Source organism: Kitasatospora sp. MBT66 (assembly GCF_000710405.2).
In the GTDB taxonomy this organism is placed as follows: domain Bacteria; phylum Actinomycetota; class Actinomycetes; order Streptomycetales; family Streptomycetaceae; genus Kitasatospora; species Kitasatospora purpeofusca.
Window position 1 is genome coordinate 140,775 of record NZ_JAIY01000007.1, and the last position, 19,161, is coordinate 159,935.

The 19,161-nt window shown below is 65.8% G+C and carries 21 protein-coding genes; 18 read left to right on the plus strand and 3 right to left on the minus strand.

Going from position 1 to position 19,161, the window contains the following annotated elements; translation table 11 throughout:
- Positions 1–107 precede the first annotated feature (107 nt).
- The 3 genes from BI06_RS20020 to BI06_RS20030 all read left to right on the plus strand — a co-directional run bounded on the left by BI06_RS20020 (position 108) and on the right by BI06_RS20030 (position 3,938).
- On the plus strand, positions 108–2,030 hold the full coding sequence (locus BI06_RS20020) for a long-chain fatty acid--CoA ligase (RefSeq protein ID WP_030395763.1): 1,923 nt from the start codon (positions 108–110) through the stop codon (positions 2,028–2,030).
- Positions 2,031–2,110: 80 nt separating this feature from the next.
- Complete coding sequence (gene hemW / locus BI06_RS20025; RefSeq protein ID WP_043470212.1) at positions 2,111–3,340, plus strand: radical SAM family heme chaperone HemW; 1,230 nt, start codon at positions 2,111–2,113, stop codon at positions 3,338–3,340.
- A 40-nt stretch (positions 3,341–3,380) separates the two neighbouring features.
- Positions 3,381–3,938, plus strand: a complete 558-nt coding sequence (locus tag BI06_RS20030) for a Uma2 family endonuclease (protein ID WP_043470216.1) — start codon at positions 3,381–3,383, stop codon at positions 3,936–3,938.
- Here BI06_RS20030 and BI06_RS20035 read toward each other — a convergent pair.
- Both BI06_RS20035 and BI06_RS20040 read right to left on the minus strand, forming a co-directional pair.
- Entirely contained in the window at positions 3,929–4,762 is an 834-nt protein-coding gene (locus tag BI06_RS20035) for a DUF3097 domain-containing protein (protein WP_030395766.1), read from the minus strand. The two genes, BI06_RS20030 and BI06_RS20035, sit on opposite strands and share 10 nt — an antisense overlap.
- A gap of 20 nt (positions 4,763–4,782) precedes the next feature.
- The gene (locus BI06_RS20040) at positions 4,783–5,562 is read right to left on the minus strand and encodes a DUF2785 domain-containing protein (RefSeq protein WP_043470218.1); all 780 of its coding nucleotides are present in this window, start codon (positions 5,560–5,562) and stop codon (positions 4,783–4,785) included.
- 263 nt (positions 5,563–5,825) lie between these two features.
- Here BI06_RS20040 and BI06_RS20045 point away from each other — a divergent pair, with 263 nt between their 5' ends.
- The 4 genes from BI06_RS20045 (at position 5,826) to BI06_RS20060 (ending at position 10,045) form a co-directional block, all read left to right on the plus strand.
- Entirely contained in the window at positions 5,826–7,403 is a 1,578-nt protein-coding gene (locus tag BI06_RS20045; RefSeq protein WP_043470220.1) for a recombinase family protein, read from the plus strand.
- 330 nt (positions 7,404–7,733) lie between these two features.
- On the plus strand, positions 7,734–8,498 hold the full coding sequence (locus BI06_RS20050; RefSeq protein ID WP_149030420.1) for a hypothetical protein: 765 nt from the start codon (positions 7,734–7,736) through the stop codon (positions 8,496–8,498).
- A 13-nt stretch (positions 8,499–8,511) separates the two neighbouring features.
- Positions 8,512–9,210, plus strand: a complete 699-nt coding sequence (locus BI06_RS20055; RefSeq protein WP_051741453.1) for a hypothetical protein — start codon at positions 8,512–8,514, stop codon at positions 9,208–9,210.
- Positions 9,211–9,436: 226 nt separating this feature from the next.
- A complete protein-coding gene (locus BI06_RS20060) occupies positions 9,437–10,045 on the plus strand; it encodes a hypothetical protein (RefSeq protein ID WP_043470226.1) in 609 nt (202 codons plus the stop codon).
- 152 nt (positions 10,046–10,197) lie between these two features.
- On the opposite strand, the gene BI06_RS20065 is transcribed toward BI06_RS20060, so the two are convergent.
- Positions 10,198–10,692, minus strand: a complete 495-nt coding sequence (locus BI06_RS20065; RefSeq protein WP_043470229.1) for a hypothetical protein — start codon at positions 10,690–10,692, stop codon at positions 10,198–10,200.
- Between the two features lie 2,690 nt (positions 10,693–13,382).
- On the opposite strand from BI06_RS20065, the gene BI06_RS20070 reads away from it, so the two are divergent.
- The 11 genes from BI06_RS20070 to BI06_RS20125 all read left to right on the plus strand — a co-directional run bounded on the left by BI06_RS20070 (position 13,383) and on the right by BI06_RS20125 (position 18,900).
- Positions 13,383–13,631, plus strand: a complete 249-nt coding sequence (locus BI06_RS20070) for a hypothetical protein (protein ID WP_043470235.1) — start codon at positions 13,383–13,385, stop codon at positions 13,629–13,631.
- Position 13,632: 1 nt separating this feature from the next.
- On the plus strand, positions 13,633–13,833 hold the full coding sequence (locus BI06_RS20075) for a hypothetical protein (protein WP_043470238.1): 201 nt from the start codon (positions 13,633–13,635) through the stop codon (positions 13,831–13,833).
- A gap of 20 nt (positions 13,834–13,853) precedes the next feature.
- A complete protein-coding gene (locus tag BI06_RS20080) occupies positions 13,854–14,162 on the plus strand; it encodes a hypothetical protein (RefSeq protein ID WP_043470240.1) in 309 nt (102 codons plus the stop codon).
- A 324-nt stretch (positions 14,163–14,486) separates the two neighbouring features.
- A complete protein-coding gene (locus BI06_RS20085; protein WP_043470243.1) occupies positions 14,487–14,810 on the plus strand; it encodes a hypothetical protein in 324 nt (107 codons plus the stop codon).
- Positions 14,811–15,174: 364 nt separating this feature from the next.
- Positions 15,175–15,669 (plus strand): hypothetical protein, encoded by a 495-nt coding sequence (locus BI06_RS20095; RefSeq protein WP_043470248.1) that lies wholly within the window; start codon positions 15,175–15,177, stop codon positions 15,667–15,669.
- A gap of 335 nt (positions 15,670–16,004) precedes the next feature.
- A complete protein-coding gene (locus BI06_RS20100; RefSeq protein ID WP_043470251.1) occupies positions 16,005–16,322 on the plus strand; it encodes a histone-like nucleoid-structuring protein Lsr2 in 318 nt (105 codons plus the stop codon).
- Positions 16,319–16,567, plus strand: coding sequence for a hypothetical protein (locus tag BI06_RS20105; RefSeq protein ID WP_043470254.1), 249 nt, complete (start codon positions 16,319–16,321; stop codon positions 16,565–16,567). The genes BI06_RS20100 and BI06_RS20105 overlap by 4 nt, the downstream gene beginning before the upstream one ends.
- A 46-nt stretch (positions 16,568–16,613) precedes the next feature.
- A complete protein-coding gene (locus tag BI06_RS20110; RefSeq protein ID WP_149030421.1) occupies positions 16,614–16,886 on the plus strand; it encodes a hypothetical protein in 273 nt (90 codons plus the stop codon).
- Between the two features lie 55 nt (positions 16,887–16,941).
- Entirely contained in the window at positions 16,942–17,172 is a 231-nt protein-coding gene (locus tag BI06_RS20115; RefSeq protein WP_043470259.1) for a hypothetical protein, read from the plus strand.
- 82 nt (positions 17,173–17,254) lie between these two features.
- A complete protein-coding gene (locus BI06_RS20120) occupies positions 17,255–17,446 on the plus strand; it encodes a hypothetical protein (protein ID WP_043470262.1) in 192 nt (63 codons plus the stop codon).
- A gap of 14 nt (positions 17,447–17,460) precedes the next feature.
- Positions 17,461–18,900, plus strand: a complete 1,440-nt coding sequence (locus tag BI06_RS20125) for a DUF3987 domain-containing protein (RefSeq protein ID WP_051741462.1) — start codon at positions 17,461–17,463, stop codon at positions 18,898–18,900.
- The last annotated feature ends 261 nt before the right edge of the window (positions 18,901–19,161 follow it).

Consider the following 19,161-nt stretch of genomic DNA (forward strand, 5'->3'; position numbering starts at 1 on the left):
GCGACCGCCCCCACGGCCGCCGCGCGTCCCGTCCGCGGTGCCGGTCCCAGCCGCAGACCCCGTCCCTCCACGTCCATCGGACGGCCACCCGCCCCCGGAGGTCCTCGTTGAGTTCCGCGCAGTCCCTGATCGACTCCGGCCGTCCCGACCTGGTCGCCGGGCGTCCCACCTCCGTCGCCCACCTGTTCCAGGAGCGGGTCGCGCTGACCCCCGGCGGTGAGGCCTACCGCTACCCGGTCCCGGTGGACGAGCACGCGGCGGACAGCACCCCCGGCGCCGAGCAGTGGCGGTCGCTGACCTGGGCGCAGTCCGCGACCCGGGTGTACGCGGTGGCGGCGGGGCTGCTGTCGCTGGGCATCGAGGCCGAGGACCGGGTCGCGCTGGCCTCCTCCACCCGGCTGGAGTGGGTCCTGGCCGACCTCGGCAACATGTGCGCGGGCGCGGCCACCACGGCCGTCTACCCGAGCACCAACGCCGACGAGACCGCGTTCATCCTCTCCGACTCCGGCTCCCGGGCCATGTTCGCCGAGAACACCGCCCAGCTGGACAAGGTGGTCGCGGAGCTGGACCGGCTGCCCGCGCTGGAGACGGTGGTCCTCTTCGACGCGCCCGACGGGCCGCCGGAGGCCGGCCGGCTGAGGGTGCTGTCCTTCACCGAGCTGGAGCGCCTCGGCACCGAGTACCTGGCCGCGCACCCGGACGCGGTCGAGAAGGCGATCGCCGCGCTCGACAAGGAGCAGCTGGCGACCCTGATCTACACCTCCGGCACCACCGGCCGCCCCAAGGGCGTGCGGCTGGTGCACGACTGCTGGGCGTACGAGGGCCGGGCCCAGGAGGCCAGCGGGCTGCTGGCCGCCGACGACGTGCAGTTCATGTGGCTGCCGCTGTCGCACGTGTTCGGCAAGACGCTGATCTCGGGGCAGATCGCCACCGGGCACGTGATGGCGCTGGACGGCCGGGTGGAGCGGATCATCCACAACCTCCCGGTGATCCGGCCGACCGTGATGGCCTCGGCGCCGCGGATCTTCGAGAAGGTCTACAACGGCATCGCCGGCAAGGCCAGGGCCGAGGGCGGCGCCAAGTACAAGATCTTCCTGTGGGCGGCGCGCACCGCCCGCGACCACGCCCGCGCGGTGCAGGAGAGCCGGGTGGCGACCGGGGTGGGCACCGCCCCGGTGGGGCTGCGGCTGAAGCACGCGATCGCCGACCGGCTGGTGTACTCGAAGATCCGGGCCGCGTTCGGCGGCCGGCTGCGCGGGGCGGTCTCCGGCAGTGCCGCGCTGGCGCCCGAGATCGGCTACTTCTTCGTCGGCGCGGGCGTGCCGATCCTGGAGGGCTACGGCCTGTCCGAGACCAGCGCCGGCTCCTGCGTCAACCGGGCCGAGGACATCCGGGTCGGCACAGTGGGCCGTCCGCTGCCGGGCACCGAGGTGCGGATCGCCGAGGACGGCGAGATCCTGCTGCGCGGCCCCGGTGTGATGCGCGGCTACCACAACCTGCCGGAGAAGACCGCCGAGGTGCTGGAGTCGGACGGCTGGTTCCACACCGAGGACATCGGCGAGCTGTCCGCGGACGGCTTCCTGCGGATCACCGACCGCAAGAAGGACCTGTTCAAGACCTCCGGCGGCAAGTACGTCGCGCCGAGCGAGGTGGAGGGCAAGTTCAAGGCGGTCTGCCCGTTCGTCAGCAACATCCTGGTGATCGGCAACGGCCGCAACTTCTGCACCGCGCTGATCGGCCTGGACGAGTCCGTGATCATGCCGTGGGCCGCCGAGCACGGGATGGCGGGCAGCTCCTACGCCGAGGTGACGGCCGACCCGCGGACCCACGAGCTGATCGAGGGCTTCGTCCGGCGGCTGAACGGCTCGCTGCAGCGCTGGCAGACGATCAAGAGGTTCCACCTGCTGCCGCGCGACCTGGACGTCGAGCACGGCGAGCTCACCCCGAGCCTGAAGATCAAGCGCCCGGTGGTGGAGCGGACCTACGCGGACGAGGTCACCGCGATGTACGCGGGCGCCAACGAGGCCTGATCCCGGCCCGGTCCGACCGCGTCCCACGCTGTCCCGTACGGCCCGGGGGGATCACTCCGGCCGTACGGGACAATGGGGTCATGCCCTCCGCACTCCCCGACGGTGAACCGGTACCGTCCGACGGCTCCCTGCCCGCGCACGCCCTGGACGGGCTGGGCTCCCGGCCGTTCGGCTTCTACCTGCACGTGCCGTACTGCGCCAGCCGCTGCGGCTACTGCGACTTCAACACCTACACCGCCACCGAGCTGCGCTCCTCCGGCACGGTCGCCTCCCAGGAGACCTACGCGGACAACGTGGTCGCCGAGGTCCGGCTGGCCCGCCGGGTGCTCGGCGACGCCGCCCCGCCGGTGCGCACCGTCTTCCTGGGCGGCGGCACCCCGACCCTGCTGCCCGCCCGCGACCTGGTGGCGATGCTCGCCGCGATCCGCGAGGAGTTCGGGCTCGCCGAGGGGGCCGAGGTCACCACCGAGGCCAACCCGGAGTCCGTGGACCCGGCGTACCTGGCGGAGCTGCGCGAGGGCGGCTACAACCGGATCTCCTTCGGCATGCAGTCGGCCCGCCCGCACGTGCTGCAGCTGCTCGACCGCCACCACACCCCCGGCCGCCCCGAGGCCTGCGTCGCCGAGGCGCGCGCGGCGGGCTTCGAGCACGTCAACCTCGACCTCATCTACGGCACCCCCGGCGAGTCCGACGACGACTGGCGGGCCTCCCTGGACGCCGCGATCGGCGCCGGCCCGGACCATGTCTCCGCCTACTCGCTGATCGTCGAGGAGGGCACCAAGCTGGCCGCCCGGGTCGGCCGCGGCGAACTGCCGATGATCGACGACGACGTGCACGCCGACCGCTACCTGATCGCCGAGGAGGCGCTGGCCGCGGCCGGCTACTCCTGGTACGAGGTCTCCAACTGGTCCACCACCCCCGAGGGCCGCTGCCGCCACAACGAGCTGTACTGGACCGGCGGCGACTGGTGGGGCGCCGGCCCCGGCGCGCACAGCCACGTCGGCGGCGTCCGCTGGTGGAACGCCAAGCACCCCGCCGCCTACGCCCGCGCCCTCGCCGAGGGCCGCACCCCCGCCCAGGGCCGCGAACGCCTCGCCGCCGAGGACCGCCGGGTCGAGCGGATCCTGCTGGAACTGCGCCTGGTCGAGGGCATCCCGCTGGACCTGCTGACGGAGACCGGCCTGAAGGCCGCACGCCAGCACCTGGCCGACGGCCTCCTCGCCCCGCAGCCCTGGGCCGCCGGCCGCGCCGCCCTCACCCTCCGCGGCCGCTTGCTGGCCGACGCGGTGGTACGTGACCTGGTGGACTGAGACTCGTTAACGTGGTGTCAGCCGTCGGAGGGAGCGCGCAATGACCGCCATCGATGACCGGATGACTGGGATCTTCGAGAACCTGGAGGTCCCGGAAGGCTTCAAGGCCGAGCTCATCAGGGGGGAAATCGTGATGATGGCCGGGCCGGAGATGGCCCACAACCTCATCGTCGAGTCGCTCGTCGACCAGATCCCGCGTGCACGCTGGCACCGGCTCCAGACCCAGGACGTGGCGTTCCCGGTGGACGCCAGTGAGCCGCAGCCCGATCTTGTGGTGATCGAGCGGGGCGCCGCCGACGGTCCGGGGCGACTGATTCCCGCGCCCGCCGTGACGTTGGTCGTCGAGGTCGTCTCGAAGACCAGCGTGCTGCGCGACTACCGGACCAAGCGGGAGCTGTACGCCGAGGGCGGCATCCCCGTCTACCTGATCGTCGACCCGATCAAGGGCCTCTGCGTCCTGCTCACCGAGCCGACCCGGGCGGCCGCCTCCGGGCTGCCCGACTACGTGGCCGAGCGGACCACCAAGTTCGGCGAGCCGGTTCCGGTGGACCTGCTGGGCATCACGCTCGACACCACGGAGTTCCGGCCCTACTCCTGACCCGGCAGGGTCACGAAGTCGATCAGTTCCTCGACCTTGCCCAGCAGCTCGGGCTCCAGGTCCCGGTAGGAGTTCACCTTCGACAGGATGCGCTTCCACGCCGCCGGGGTGTCCTCGGGCCAGCCCAGGCGGCGGCAGGTGCCGGTCTTCCAGTCCTCGCCCCGGGGGACGGCGGGCCAGGCCGGGATGCCAACGGAGGAGGGCTTCACGGCCTGCCAGACGTCGATGTAGGGGTGGCCGACGACCAGGACGTGCGGGCCGCTCGCCCGGGCGGCGATGCGGTGCTCCTTGGTGCCCGGGAGCAGGTGGTCGACCAGGACGCCGAGGCGGCGCTCCGGGCCGGGGGCGAATTCGGCGACGATCGCGGGCAGGTCGTCGACGCCCTCCAGGTACTCGACGACCACGCCCTCGATCCGCAGGTCGTCGCCCCAGACCCGCTCCACCAGCTCGGCGTCGTGCCGGCCCTCGACGTAGATCCGCGACTCGCGGGCCACCCGGGCCCGGGCGCCGGGGACGGCGACCGAGCCGGAGGCGGTGCGGGCGGGGGTGCGGGCCGGGGCCGGGGCCGCGGGCCGGACCAGGGTGACCGTCCGGCCCTCCAGCAGGAAGCCGCGCGGGACCAGCGGGAACACCCGGTGCTTGCCGAACCGGTCCTCCAGGGTGACGGTGTGGCCCTCGGCGGTCCGCTCGCAGCGCACCACCGCCCCGCAGAAGCCCGTCGACGCCTCCTCGACCACGAGGTCCCGCTCGGCCGGTACCTCGGGGGCGGGCGTCGACCGCTTCCACGGCGGGGTCAGGTCCGGTCCGTACTGGCGGCTGCGCATTCCCCGGAGTCTACGGGGCGTCAGCCGGTGAACGGCGAGTTCAGCACCAGCAGCTCGGCGATCCGCGCGCGCAGGGCGGCGGAGTGCGGCAGCGGCACCGGTGCGCCGCCGCGCTGCATCCGGACGCCCCGGTCGGCGAGCACGTAGACGGCCCGCAGGGTGCGCAGGGTGTTGGAGACGACGGCGGGGACGGCGCCCGCGGTCGCGGAGGGGCGGCGCGGCGGCTGCGCGGCGATCGGGTCGAGCCAGCCGAGGGCCTGGCGCTCGGTCAGCTCCGGCCGGGTGAGGATCTGGGCGACGGCGCGGCCGAGACGGTCGTCCTCCATGGCGTCCAGTACGTGGTCGGTGGGGGCGAGCAGCCGGGCGGTGACCAGGTCCAGCAGCGGGGTCGGGTCGGCGAGCAGCGGGCCGCGGCCGAGGGCGGCCAGCAGGTCGGCGCCGTGGGCCACCGCGTGCAGCCAGCCGAGCCGGGGGTCGAAGCCGCGCAGGTCGGTCTCGCCGACGTACCAGCGGGCGAAGGCCGCCAGCCAGGCCGGGCGGTGGGCGCCGTGGTCGGCGAGGTCGGCGAGGACCAGCGGGGCGAAGGTGCGGGCCTGGATCTCGGGGTCGGTGAGGCGTTCGGCCATCTCGTCGCCGAGCGCGAGGCGCTGCTCGGGCGTCAGCAGCGGTACCCAGCGGCACAGCTGCTCGTAGGCGAGGCTGTCGCGGACGTGCGGGTCGGGCGAGCGCAGCGCGGCGCTGACGGCGGCGAGGGTGTCGGGAGTGGGGGCGGCGGATTCGAGTGCGGTCCAGTTGATCACGGGCGGACCCTAGGGGCGGGGGCGGCCGCGGGCCACCGATTTAAGTGGCCCGGGGGGCGGCCGTCGGCTCACAGCCCCGGCGCGCCCCAGACCGGGAACCAGCGGGTGAGGTCCTTCTCCAGCCGCAGGTCGTTGCCGAGCATCGCGTTGACCTCCAGCTCCAGCGGGTTGTCGCGCTTCTCCCCGCCGCCGGGCAGCGGTGCGAACGGGTAGAAGGTGCCGCGCTTGTACCCGGCATGTATACAGGGGTACCGTTCCCGCCCATGACCTCCTCTGACCTGGCAATTTCGGCCGCAACGCTGTTGGCCACAGGCCGGCCCAAGCCGGTTCGCGTCCTCATCTCACTCCGGATCAGTGACCTGACCGACGAGTCCACGAGCCTTGAGCGTCAGCTCTTCGATGCCCGCCAGTTCATCGCCGACCGGGCACACCTCGGCTGGACCGAGGCCGGCGTTGCCCGAGACGCCCATGTGTCGGCCTCGAAGCAGAGCCCGTTTGAGCGGGCGGAGCTTGGCCACTGGCTGAAGGAGCGCGCCCCCGAATTCGATCTGATCTTGTTTTGGAAGCTCGATCGAATCATCCGAAAAGTTCTGGACATGCAAGAACTGCTTCGATGGGCGGTCGACCATGGAAACAAGGACTTCGCATCCGTCACTGAGCCGATCTTCGACATGACCGGCCCATTTCGGCATGTCATCATCGCTCTTTTCTCCGCGCTGGCGGAGATGGAGGCCAAGAACACCAGCATCCGAGTCAAGAGTTTCCGAGACAGCGTTCGTGAGCTGACGCGGTGGGCCGGCGGCATGCCCGCGTACGGCTTCGAGGTCTACAAGGAGGACGGGGCTGCATACCTGCGCCAGAACCCTCACCAGGTCAACGTCCTACGGGAGATCGTGAACCGGCTTCTCGCCGGAAAGGAGTCGCATGCCGCTATTGCCGACGATCTCAACGCGCGGCATGAGCCGACAGCCCGAGGAACCCGTCCGTCCAAGCGCATCCAAGACGCGGGCCGCACATACAAGTGGACAGCCTCCGGCCTGCGCAAGATGTTGAAGAACGAAGCCCTTATGGGCTGGAAGATGGAAACCCGCCCCGTCCCTGGCAAGAAGTACTTTGAGACGATACCGGTGATAGACCGCAACGGGCACAAGGTGAAGGTTGCCGATGCAATCTTTTCCGAAGAGGAGTGGAAGAAGCTTCAGGAATACCTTAGTGGTCGCACCTTCAAGATGTCCCCTCCGACCAACGTAACTCCGTTCCCAACGGTCTGGTGCTGTGGCTACTGCAAGGGGAACATTCGCCTGCATGTTGCCCGAAGGGAAAAGGAGGACGGCAAGGTTACCGAGTACCCCAAGTTCAGGTGTGCAACCCCGCGGGAGGTCGATGGTCGGACAAAGTACGGCTGTGAGGAACAGGTCTCCTGGGACCCGGGGAGGTTGCTCGCGACGTTCGAACACCACCTCATGGAGGAATTCGGCGACCTGGAGGCGGAAGAGCGCATCTACGTCGTGGGCGAGGACAACGCCGGCCGCATGGCGGAAATCGAAGAGCTTGTTGTTCACCTGATGGCAGACATGGAGCCTGGGCGACGGTACGGAACGGCCCTCACCCGCCCGACGGCAGAGGCCACGATCGACAAGCTGAACGCGGAGTACGAGACGCTTAGCGGGCGCCCGAGCGGCGATCGATGGGAGTACCGGAGTCTGGGCAAGACCTGGCGTGAACTGTGGATGTCGAGCAATGTCGCAGTCCTGGAGGCGATCACGCAGCGCAACGGAATCCGCCTTATCTGTTACCAGGAGGCGTTCGAGCTGGTGGTCCCCAAGCGGATGAAGCTCTGATGCTGGACCGGAGGCCGGGTGGTCGTGTTACGGTTCCCAAGTTGCAAGTAAAGATCGACTTGCAACCAACTGCCTAGCACAGTTGACCCCGGCGAGGTTGCAGCCTCCCGGGGTCCGACACGCAGAGGAACAGTCTCCGTGCAGATTCAGCGTACCCGGCAGGACCGCGAGTTCACGGTCCTGCCCAACTCGATACTCCAGGACTCGGACCTGTCCTTGGCCGCCCGCGGCCTCCTCGGACTCCTCCTGAGCCAGCCTGCCCAGACCGCCGCGACGGTCAGGTCCCTCACCGAGGACACCCGCGAGGGCCAGCGACGTGTCACCGGCGCCATGAAGGAACTTCAGGCTGCTGGCTTCGTCGTGTGCACCAAGACGCAGAACGAGGCCGGCCGCTGGTCCACGCATGTGGCCGTCTTCGACCGCCCGCAGACCGGGGAACCGAAGAGCGAATCTCCGCAGGTCGGGGAACGGCGCTGCCGGTCCTTCGGGTCTAACCCGAAGGGAAAGAACCAGGAAAAGAACCCCACCCCTACCCCCGTCGAAGAGGTCGAGGACGCACCGGCGGCCGAGGTCGAGGGCGGGCAGGAGGACAGCCACCAGGAGCAGGAGCAGGCCACGGCGGAAGCCGTGACCGTCCTGGCCCGCGTCGGCCAGGCCGACCGTCGTCTCCGCCTCGGTGTCGCCGAGATGCTGCGACTGGCCCCGCTCGCCGCTCAGTGGGTGGCCCGAGGCGCCACCGAGGCCGAAATTCGTGACGCCCTGATTTCCGGCCTGCCTGCCCAGGTGGCTCGGCCGGCGGCCATCGTGGAGTGGCGGCTTACGCACAAGATGCCGGCCGAACCGGCCGCGCCAGTTGCGCCCCTGGCCGAGTGCGGCCAGTGCAAGGCACCTCTGCCGCGTGGCCAGGAGGCCGGAATTTGCTCCGGCTGTGCCGGGGTGGCCAAGGTGGCCAAGGTGGCCAAGAACCAGGTGTCCACTCCTTCGGCCACTGCTGACGAGGCCGGCAGTCTGCTGGCGGCCATCCGCGACCGACGGGCCACAGGCACCTTCGCCCCGAAGGCCCGGCCGTACAGCTTCATTCCGGCTGCGGCCTGAAAGGGGGACGATCATGTCTGGGACTGTTTCCGTTGACCTGCCCTGGTTTGCGCGGGCGACCAGGAAAATTGGCGCCCCGCTCGCCTTCGGCGCCGCCCTGGCTATGTCCGTCCCGGGCGAAATTCACCTTGCTGAGGTGGCCGGGTGGAGTAGTGGCTTCGCCACGTTGATGCCGGTCTGCGTCAGCGTGTACGCAGCCAGCGCCGCCGTAATGGCCGATGTGGCCCGACGCTTCAACCTGCCGGGAAAAGTGTCCGCTCAGGTTGGCGCCGTCCTCGCGCTGATCCTGGCCATCCTGGCGCAGGACATATCTCACCTGATTCAGCTCGACTACATGAACACCTCGGCCGTTCTGGTCGCAGCTGTCTCGGCTATCCCAGGGCTGGTTGTGGCGCACCTGCTGCACATGGGCCGTGGCCCGCGCGAGACGGCCATTGAAGTGGAGGCTCCCGATGTGCCCGAGGTCGCCGAGGACCAGGAGGACGGGCAGCTGTCCCTGATCGACATGGAGACAGGGGAGGCAAGGCGGCGAGGGAAGCGGGGCCGGAAGCCGGCCGTGGCGCCTGAGGAGGTTCAGGCGGCGGCCGACAGGCTCAAGGCTGAGAAGAAGAAGGTGACCGGTACCACGCTGGCCGAGGCTCTGGGGGTGGCGCCGCGAACCGGGACCCGCTACCTGGGCCAGGTTTCCGCGGACGCCGAGGCGGCCAGTTAGCAGGCCAGAAACGCGAAGATGCCCTCACCTCGGGGTGGGGGCATCTCGGGCCTGGCGCTCATGTGGCCATGCAACAGCAAGGGTCGTTACTCATTGCCGGGGCTGAGCCTAGTCGATGAGAACCGGCCCCGGGGACAGACCCGGGGCCGGCTACCTGCGCTCGGAGGAACGAGGTCCCCCCGAGCAACGGTGCACGGGGTCACCCTACCGGGCGCTAGGATGCGCTATGTCCACCGTGCTTGAAATCGTACAAATCGTGCGACAGTTCGAGGTCGACAACCCGAACACTTTTTTGCCCCTCGCGCGGGCCATCAAGGTCGTCTCCGAGGCAACGGGTATACCGGAAATGACCATTCGAACCCATATTCGGAGGCTCCTGGACGAGGGGGAATTGGTCGAGCTGCGCGAGGAGCCCGACGTTCATGCCGTCCTGCTGCCGGGGCCCGATGAGGTGTACCTCTACCTGAAGCCGTCCCCGCCGAAGCCGGGGGCCCTTCAGGTCACCATCGTCGAAGCTGAGTCGGGGTCAGGGGGCCGGCGCCGCCACATGGTGGCCACCAGGACCCGGGTCACGGAGTTGAAGGTGCACCGGCATGCCGAGAAACGGCAGCGGAAGCTCACCGAGAGCCCCGAGGAGCGGCAGGTTGCACATCAGCGGGACCCTGAGCTCGGGGACCTGGTGGACCAGTTGGCTGACGTGCTGGGAGACGGCTCCAGGAGTGCCATGTGGCCATCAGGTCACGATGGAGTGGCTGTGAGCATAGAATTTCGACCGGGAGACTCTGAGAGGGCAAGGGCATTTCTGCGCGGAGGCCTCTCCGCCCTCTCGAACTGAATGTAGGACCAACCAAAGCAGCACCCCTTGTCGAGGGGTGCTGTTGGCGTTCAATGACCTTTTCTGCCGGGGCATATAGAACCCCCGGCAATAAAGATGTATGTGTCAATCTCCCACCCTTCCGGACGACTTCACCGAAAGAGTGGTACAGCTCACGTCAGACGTCCCTCGGGGATGATCTCCTGCTGTGCCCACGTCGGCAGTGTGGTCGGGGCCCCGACGACCATGCCGATGTCGGCGACACCCGTCCCCGAGGTAACCGGCACGTCTCGCGTCACGACGTGAAGCTTGGCGAAGAGCATCATGCTGAGCCACGGCGGAAGATCGGGGCCCAGGGCGCCTTCGGTCAGCTCCGCCCACTCAGTTGAGATGTCCGCGGGGACAGGTTCAAGAACCACAGCAACCTTGGCAGCCCTGTCGTACTCCTCCATGGACGCCCTGATCCAGTGGTCCGAAACTGGCACGGGGTAAGTCTCGGAAGCGTGCACGAGGGGCATCAGCTCGTTGCCGATCACGTGCAATGAGGTCGCCAGCGGAATGGAGGTGATTTCCTCGGCCGTGTCCGCCCCGAAAACAAGGAACGGGGTGTCATGCGGCAGATTGATGGCCGTCTTCGGCAGGACGAACGTGGTGAAGTGGACGCTCATGTTGCTGGAGCGTAGTGGTCGGGGCTGACAGCCGGGCCTAGATACGGCGAAGTGCCCCGCTCTCGAAGGGCGGGGCACTTCTACCCGCGAGCGCGGGTCCGACGTACAGGTGAAACAGGGCCATGAGCCATACCCGAGAGCGCGGGCCCAATCCCTCATACGAGGGCAAAACCCCATCCCGAGAAGCTTGGCTCTCTGGGTCAAGGCGATCTCCGCACAAGCGGAGCATGGAGTACGCCAATCACAATGGGTACGCCTGCGGCTGACCAACCTCCGCCGGTGCGGAGCGGTACTGCTGCCATCACCGTCCCGGGCTTCCCCAGTTTGGCGAGAACGACTCTGCCACGGCCCACTGACAGCGTGCAAGCGTCCTGGCCAAGGCCCCTCGAACGGGTGATGCGAGGCCCTGGAAGGCCTCATGGAGCCTCGGAGTGCTGGCCTACCGCCTCCAGGGCGCCGGCGCCTCCTTTTCTGCCGGCTGGGAGGCTTCGAGGAGCCCCACTGCGGCCTCTAATTCATTCATTCAGCGCCCCTTGAGCTCCGCGGGGAGCCCGCCGGCCCCCAAATCGATCCCGGAGAGTCACTGAGAGCACCTTGAAGGGCTCTGGAAGGCCTTGGAGGGGCCCCAGGAAGCTCCTGGAGCGCTTCGAGCCAGCTTGACAAGTCCGGCGAAGCCGTAGGCCGGTACGGGGTGCCTCCAGCCCCGAAAACTTTCATACCCGTACACGGTGGAAGGAAGGCACCCCCGGTGGGTCCTGTGTGAGCGTATGCATGTATTACCCCCGGGTACACATCACAGGCGATCAAGAATGAATCAATGGATTGACCAGGCAATTCATTCACGCAGCAGCACACATGACGACGCGTCAGGGAGCGAGACCCCGAGGGCACCGGTCATGAGGTCTAGACCACTCAGGATCACTGACGACCCATCAGATATACGAGTGACGAGCCGTCAGGTAAGCACTTGCTCGCCCGGTACGACACCTAATGTCCGAATCACTCTCGACCCTGTCATGGACATACATGTGTGCATTGTGTGTAGCTCATGCGATGAATGAATGCATGAATGCTGCACATCCTGTGCAAATGGTAACGAAGATGTCTCGGAATGAGCTCTACCGCATAACAGAATATATTACTCTGCGTATTGCCTTAGCTACTAAGATAGAGGCCGGCGATCAAGTGTCCTATTTTGGGCTATTGACTTTCCCGTAATCCGTGCTAGTAGGGATTTACCCTCTCCCCTATATGCACAGGGTGACCCCTTTCGATACTTTCCGTGATCGAGTGATCACGCGCCTCCATTCCTGACATGAGCACTGCGGGTTGCTTGCAACTAGGTAAATGCCTAACGTTCTCGGTGTCGGAACAGCGCAACGCAGAAAGGCCCCTCCGGGAAGTACCGCCCACCGCAGCAGCGGGGGACACGGGAAAAGGAGGTGAGGCAGCGAGGCTGACCGGCGAAGAGGTGAAAACGCCCTCTTCCAAGCGCACAGCACCGCCTGTAAGGCCGCAAGACAATGCGACCGGACCAGACACCTGCCGCGTACGCCCTGACGGGTTCTGCGCCCCCTTTATGAGGAGGGGTGTAGGGCTACAACAGTTGGGGTGGGAAAACAGCGGGGAGGGCTGGAATGGGATAGCTCGTACCTTGAGAACTCAATAGTGGGCCAGGCAATGCCTGGCACCGTCAGCCGAAACGATCCTATGTGCTGCGACGATCCGGGAGACCGGGGAGCAAACGGGGCAGACACGCGACTGACGTAAAACTCATGGCTGTGCAGCGACCACGCGACGACCAATGCACTGATCCCAGAATGAAAGGACTGGGGAGCGAGCGGGAAGCACAGCCGGAGCGCGGCAGGGAGCGCTAAAACCACCCTGTAGAGCCGGGAAGGGTCAAGCCTGACCGGCTCTCTATGTGCCCCTGTAGGAGGGGTGCAGAACCTCACCATCGATCTAAGGAGGAAAGGTGTCCGACACCCTTATCAAAACCCCGTGTGGTTGCGTTGTGCGGGGAAATCGCCATACCTGGGACTACCGGCAGTACACCGTAGAAATTCGCAATGGGTACGGGGTCATCCTTCAGACTGTTGGGGTACCGGCCAATGATGATGAACACGCCGAAGCCTTGGTCAAGCAGCAAGGGTCCAGGGGTGGAGTCCGTCTGCGACCGGCCAGCTGGACCTATCACAGTATCGGTCACAAGATCATGCGCGGCCAGTGCTGCACCGATGCCCGCCCCTGTACCGGGTGCATGAATCGAACCATTGACGGCCTGCATTAGGTCTCTTTTTTTGCCCTCTTACTTGCAACTAGGTCTTTCGTTGCAGCTGGGTATAGGCGAGCGTGCCTAGTCATCCACGGCCCCGGTCGTGAGTGGCTAAGTCCGGTCGGCTGACTGGCAAAACCAATAGGAGAAATCATGGCGCGAGAATTCCGCGTGTGGAATGAGGTCGGGGACTTGTTCGGGGTGCACCGGACCCCGGGGGCGGCGGAAAGGACGGCGGCTGCCGCTCGTAATGCGTGCCGCAAGCACTGCCGTACGAGCGGGAAGGAGGTGACCCCGGGAATGGGTGACTTCCAGTGTGGCGTACTCAGTCGGCACGGGATTTCCATTCAGGTGGTCGAGGACGGATACGACGTCACCACCGGGTACATCTACTAATCAGATAGGGGAATGATTCATGTCAGAGATATTCATTGGCGAGCGTAAGCCGTTCATGTCGGGGATTCAGGCATCCCAGCGGTTCGAAACCTACGACCGCTTCATTAACGGGTCCCGCTATCGCTTCTCGGTGCATTTCGACTGGCGGGACCGGCGAAAGAGGATCGGGGTAGCGGTGACCCGCGTTCTCAGCATCACCGAGGACGGACAGCCCGTGTTGGAAAAGGTTCACCAGTTTGGCAAGCCGATCACCCGGTGGGGGTTCTGAGATGAGCACTGGCACCCGTGTCCGTGATTGGTGGGAGTACAGCAGGGCGGAATTCTCGCAAGAGGATGCCCACAAGCACGCAAATTCTCAGGCGCGCTACCGCCGGGAAATGCTCGTGTGGGAGGAGGCGGGACAACTCGACCTTTTCTCGGATGAGCCCGCACCTACCACGGACGACCTGATCAAGCTTATGGGCCTGTGAGCCCGGAAATGGAGACTTCAATGCGTAACATCCTGGCCCGTGCCGCCCTCCTGGGCGCCATTGTGGGGGCTTTCTTCGTTGGAGATCTTGTCGACCATCAGGAGCCCCAGAAAGCGAAGCCTGGCATTTCTAGGGGGCACGTGTACGGCGAGGGATTCGCCGATTCCAAGGCCGAGGATTGCGATATGGGATTCGCCTCCGCCTGCGACTGGTTCAAGGATGCCCCGGATGAGGCTGTGGCCTCATTCAATGATGGGTTCAGCGATGCCCAGCGGGACAACTGCGACCAGGGATTCCAGCCTGCCTGTGACTGGATATCCCTTCACTGAGTGACGCGCTTTGGTCCGGCCGGGCACGACCCGGCCGTTCCATGGCCTTTCACCCAACCGGAAGAACGGAATAGACCAATGGACCAGACCCCCAGGACCGAGAAGAGCATCGAAGCCGTGGCGGCCGAATATGAGGCTCAGCAGGCATTCATTGACATGTGGCAGCACGGTTTCCCGAGGTGCCCTCTTACCCGCTACGTGGATGCCGCGTTCCGGGTCGCTGACAGTCTTACCTGACGCGCTTTGGTCGGGGCCGGTAATCCGGCCTCGGTCATGGCCTGTCAGTCGACAGATGCCAACTCGATTCTCTGAGGGAAATGCCTAATGCGAAACCTGACCCGCTCCATCGTTGCCCGACTGTTCCGCAAGAACCACCAGCAGTCGGGGAAGGCGGTGGTGCCGGATAACTCCTACGGCGTGCGTCCAGCCCTTGACCTGATTTCCCGAGACATTGAGGGGGGCGACTACATTCTGAATTGCCGCGAGGCGGAGGCGCTGGGATCCCTCCTCTGGTCCTTTGGGCACGGGGAAATGGCCGAGCAGGTGATCAGTGCCCACTCCGAGTACGACGAGTGCGGGGATGCTCACCACATTTGCGGATCGGATTGCTCCGAGGATGACGAAGACCCGTTCGAGCTGGCAGTCTGAAACTCAAGGGAGCACTCAATGACTACCAAAAACCCCTACACGGTCGTATTCGATTGGACCGAGGCGTGCCTAGAGTCGCTGAAGTGGGACCCCAATTTCCCGGATCCCGAGGCCCCGGTGTACTTGGTTTGGGCGAACAATCCGAGTGATGCCAGTGATCTCGGGGACGAAATGGCGGTGGAGGAGTACGGTCCGACGGCGCCTATCGACCTGAGACACGTTGTCATCTTGGACGGTCACGCCAACCCCGTCCGTGACTGCTAACGCCTGACCCGCTTTGCTCTGGGCCGTCCTGATATCAGGACGGCCTTTTGCATGGCCTGTCAGCCGACAGGACTACCACCTAGCCAAAAGAGGAGAACTAATGAGTTGGCAGCATGAGTTGTGGGTCTGCAACAGCGGATACACGCTGCCTGAGGAGCATGACGGGTCGTGCGACATCTGGGCGAGGGAAGCGGTTTACCTGGGTTATGACTGGTTCAAGGCATACGCCGAGGCTGCCGCAAAGCCGCACGCGGTTGTGAGGCTCCGATACTCGCGGTTCGCCGTACGAGCCTCCGAGGTGTTCCGCCACATCGAGGGCGGCGGCCTCTGTGCTGGCTGCTGGAGGCGCCACCAGGTGACGCACACGGAACACGTCATCGAGCCTGACACCGGCCTATGCCGACCCTGCATCGAGGTTGTGAAGCGGCGCGGCCCGTACACCCGGACGCCCAACGGCCCGGAATTCATGTGTGAGGACTGCCGGGTTGCCTTCCGGCGGAACCACGAGGCCAGTTCCAGCGCGGCAGGGCACGACCCGAATCCGCGCATCTATCGACTGGCGCTCGAAGTCGCCATTGAAGACGGCTCGCGCTAGTTGCTTGCGTGACCACCAGGCCCCCCGACCTTGCGGCCGGCGTCTCCTCCCGGGGAGAGGTCTGTCCCAAGGCCGGCCGCGAGGGCCTGGTGGTCGCGTTGGCCACTAGACGAGAGGAACGGTTAATGCCTTATCCCAATAACTACTCCGGGAAGTGCAGCACTAATTGCGGTCGAGAGGCCGTCGTGTGGACCGGGATTGAGCGGTACGGGGATGTCTGGCATTCGCGCTACCCGCATTGCGAGGCGTGTGCGGAGAAGTGGACCAACGACCCGTACCTGAAGACCCGGACGAAGCCTCTTCGGGGCCGGTGAGCTGTGCCAACGGATGACGAAGTGCGGGCATACATGGTGGAAGTCGGATTGAGGGAACCCGATAACACCTCGGAAGTGACGCCACCGGAGGTCCGCTACTTCCTGAACTACAAGCCCTCCCATGACGCTCGAAAGGCCAACGAGAAGGCGGCGAGGGAACAGGCGGAAGAGGGGTGGAAGCGGGCCAAGGAGTCCCGCCAGCGCGCGGAGCATTACGCCCGCCACATGAAGCTGTGCCGTGAGTGGGGCCGTGAGAGCGGGTTCACCGTGGGAACGCGTGGGGCCATCCCCAAGGCCGTCCGCGAGGCGTACAAAAAAGCGACAGGAGTAAAGCTTTGAGCATGATCAAGAGGTATTCGCAGGATGCGGAAGCGGTGGAGCTTAAGGCGGTCGAGATCGCCCGGATAGAGGATCCACGGGCCTCCCTGGTGGCGTTGGCGGAGCTTTTCCAGGAATGCGGGAGGCTCGCTGCTGAGTACCCCGACCCGGAACGGGTCGCTCGAATGCTGGTCGAGGACGGAGCGGAGACGTGGCAGGCAGAGCGGTGGAACGTTCGTCACGGGGTGGAGCTGGTGGCAGCGTGAGCAAGGTTGAACGTATTCGGGCCGTGGTTCTTCAGGAACACGAGGAATGCACGGGAACTATGGAGAAGGAGAACCGATGATGACCGGATATTACGCCAGCGTTGAAATCTCGCTCGCACTCGAAAACGCCCGAGAGCTCATAAAGTCAGAGCTGACCGACAGCGAGAACTACGCGGACTTGATGGACCTCTTCACGGCGGCTTTCCAAAAGGCGCTGAGGGACCCCGAAGTTGACTTCGGGGACGTGGTGGCTACCGAGTACCAGAGGGTTCATACGGTGGATGACGTCAAGACCTGGTGGAATGGCTGGTCCAGCTAACTGCGGTCGTCTTTCCTTCGTCGCAGAAACCCGCATGCATGAGGAGAACTAATAAATGAGCGCATACAGCGAAGAGAAGATCAAGGCCGTCGAGCTTGAGGTGACAGAAATGCTGGTCGATGAACTGGAGTTGGGTGACCGAGACAGGCAACTTATCGAGCTGGCGATGGCAGCCGTTACTGCCCGCCTGCGGCAGTCGGACATTGAGCTGTTGACCGTGGTGATGGACCAATACGGCGGGGATTTCGGTATCGGCGATATCTATGCCCAGCTGTACAGCTTCTGATTGACGGTCGCTCTTGGTGAAGGCCGGAATCCTTGGGGATTCCGGCCTTTGCCATGGACGCCCGCACTGAGGAGGAACAAGCATGGCCCGGAAGGTAGAAACGATGTTGGACTGCGATGCCTGCCTGAAGAAGGAGGGGACGGAGGTCGATGCGGTTATGGAACTGACCATCGGCCCGGACGAATACCACCTTTGCGAGCCGCACGGGAACAAGTTCCGTGCCCTTCTCGCCGAAGCCCTCGGAACCGCCACCGACGCCGCCCTGAGCGCGTGAGAGAGGAACAGGAAATGAGTACCACCTTTGAGGCTATGAAGTTCGGGCCCCTCGGGGACGCCGTCGAGGCGGCCATGCCCACCAGTGAGGCCGACCCGATAGGGGTGTGGGCGGCGGCCCTCTCGCTCTACTCGGCGGCTATCAGCCGGACCGTCCGGCTGGACAACAACCGGCCCGTGGTCGTCTGGACAGTGCTGGCCGGCCGGTCCGGGGTCGGTCGAAAGGGATATGCCCTCTTCACGTCCAAGACTTTCATGAACCAGGTGATCGGCGGATTCCTGGACACCCGGACCCGAGACGGAATCTCCTCCGGCCCGTCGCTGGTAGACATGCTCAATAAGTTCGAGCTGGAGACCAGCGGTCAACCGGGTGGGATCGACGGTCGGGCGATGCTGGTGGAAGAGGAATGGGCAAGCGTTCTGAAGACTCAGAAGCGGTGCCCGAAGTTCTCGACGCTCTTCCGTACCGCTTGGGACGGAAAGACCATCAGTAACCGGACGAAGAAGGAACTCCAGGCGGTTGCCCGCCCGCTGCTGGGATTTCACGCTCACATCACCCCAGGAGAATGGGCACGATATGTGTCCAGCTCCGAGGCGTTGGGAGGGTCCTACAATCGGCTGCTTCCGGTTCTGGTCGAGCGCTCCAAGATGCTGACCTACACGAATCGCCCGGCGGTTGTGGACGTGAAGGTGCTCAAGGCGGCATTCGCGTGGGCCACCTCCGAATCCCGTGTCATTGGATTCGACCGTTCGGCCGGCCAGCGGTACGACGAGATCAGGGCCGAGGTCGAGGACAAGATGGCCGAGCTTCCCGAGCTGCTGTCGTCCTATATGGAGCGGGCTGCCGAACAGGTCCACCGAATCGCGGCTGTCCTCACCGCGACCACGCGGAAGACGAAGATCACCAGGAGGGCGGTGGATGCCGCCTGGGCCTTCGTGAGTTACAGCATGGCGTCCGTCGAGAAGTTGGTTCGCGAGGCGGCCGACCAGGCCGTTAAGCCGGTGAAGAGTACGGCGGAGATGATCCGGGAAGTCCTTCAGCGGTACGAGGGTGAGGCATCCAGCACGATCCTCCTCCGGGCCCTGGGAACCCGAGTCACGGCCGCCTCGGTGCGGTCGGCGGTCGAATCGATGCCTGACGTCGAGATGGAGACGGTCAGGACGGGAGGCCGCGGGGCGCCTCGCATCATGTACCGCCTGATCGAACCCGAAGCGCCGACCGTGGCCCAGGAGCCGGAGGTTCCGAAGGCTCCGGCGGTGACGGAGGCCGAGCCCATCCAGCGGCCGGCAAAGAGGCCGAGAAGGGCGGTCGGCTCGGTCGAGCGCCCGGCGGGGAAGCCGACGCTTCGCGTGGTTGGGAGTCCGGCCCCGAAGAGGGCCAAGGCCAAGCCCAAGGCGAAGAAGCCGATCCCCCCGGTTGAGCCCAGCTCGAACCCGTTCCTCGCCCTGCTGTGACGCACCAGCTTCGAGGACGTCCGCAGGGGCATCTGCAATGTACCGAATGCCGGGCCGGCTTCCTGGACAAGGGGTCGGCCCGGCGTGCTCAACAGCCCTGCTACGAACAGCCCTTGCCACATGGTCACCCGCATTCGCGAGAGCACGTTGTCTACCCGACTTGGTACGACCAGGGCAACGGCCATGGGCCGGATCGCCTGTGTGACGACCTCGGGTGCATTTGTGTGCGGCACCGCTGCGATTGCGACGTGTGCACGGAAC

Bases quoted from the DNA above. Each gene is read 5' to 3' on its own strand.
- BI06_RS20065 (WP_043470229.1), bottom strand. From the start codon at position 10,692: ATGAGCGTCCACTTCACCACGTTCGTCCTGCCGAAGACGGCCATCAAT.
- BI06_RS20035 (WP_030395766.1), bottom strand. From the start codon at position 4,762: ATGCGCAGCCGCCAGTACGGACCGGACCTGACCCCGCCGTGGAAGCGG.
- BI06_RS20030 (WP_043470216.1), top strand. From the start codon at position 3,381: ATGACCGCCATCGATGACCGGATGACTGGGATCTTCGAGAACCTGGAG.
- BI06_RS20120 (WP_043470262.1), top strand. From the start codon at position 17,255: ATGGCCCGGAAGGTAGAAACGATGTTGGACTGCGATGCCTGCCTGAAG.
- BI06_RS20095 (WP_043470248.1), top strand. From the start codon at position 15,175: ATGAGTTGGCAGCATGAGTTGTGGGTCTGCAACAGCGGATACACGCTG.
- BI06_RS20110 (WP_149030421.1), top strand. From the start codon at position 16,614: ATGCACGGGAACTATGGAGAAGGAGAACCGATGATGACCGGATATTAC.
- BI06_RS20075 (WP_043470238.1), top strand. From the start codon at position 13,633: ATGAGCACTGGCACCCGTGTCCGTGATTGGTGGGAGTACAGCAGGGCG.
- BI06_RS20080 (WP_043470240.1), top strand. From the start codon at position 13,854: ATGCGTAACATCCTGGCCCGTGCCGCCCTCCTGGGCGCCATTGTGGGG.
- BI06_RS20060 (WP_043470226.1), top strand. From the start codon at position 9,437: ATGTCCACCGTGCTTGAAATCGTACAAATCGTGCGACAGTTCGAGGTC.
- BI06_RS20050 (WP_149030420.1), top strand. From the start codon at position 7,734: ATGAAGGAACTTCAGGCTGCTGGCTTCGTCGTGTGCACCAAGACGCAG.
- BI06_RS20055 (WP_051741453.1), top strand. From the start codon at position 8,512: ATGTCTGGGACTGTTTCCGTTGACCTGCCCTGGTTTGCGCGGGCGACC.
- BI06_RS20085 (WP_043470243.1), top strand. From the start codon at position 14,487: ATGCGAAACCTGACCCGCTCCATCGTTGCCCGACTGTTCCGCAAGAAC.
- BI06_RS20125 (WP_051741462.1), top strand. From the start codon at position 17,461: ATGAGTACCACCTTTGAGGCTATGAAGTTCGGGCCCCTCGGGGACGCC.
- BI06_RS20115 (WP_043470259.1), top strand. From the start codon at position 16,942: ATGAGCGCATACAGCGAAGAGAAGATCAAGGCCGTCGAGCTTGAGGTG.
- BI06_RS20070 (WP_043470235.1), top strand. From the start codon at position 13,383: ATGTCAGAGATATTCATTGGCGAGCGTAAGCCGTTCATGTCGGGGATT.
- BI06_RS20045 (WP_043470220.1), top strand. From the start codon at position 5,826: ATGACCTCCTCTGACCTGGCAATTTCGGCCGCAACGCTGTTGGCCACA.
- hemW (WP_043470212.1), top strand. From the start codon at position 2,111: ATGCCCTCCGCACTCCCCGACGGTGAACCGGTACCGTCCGACGGCTCC.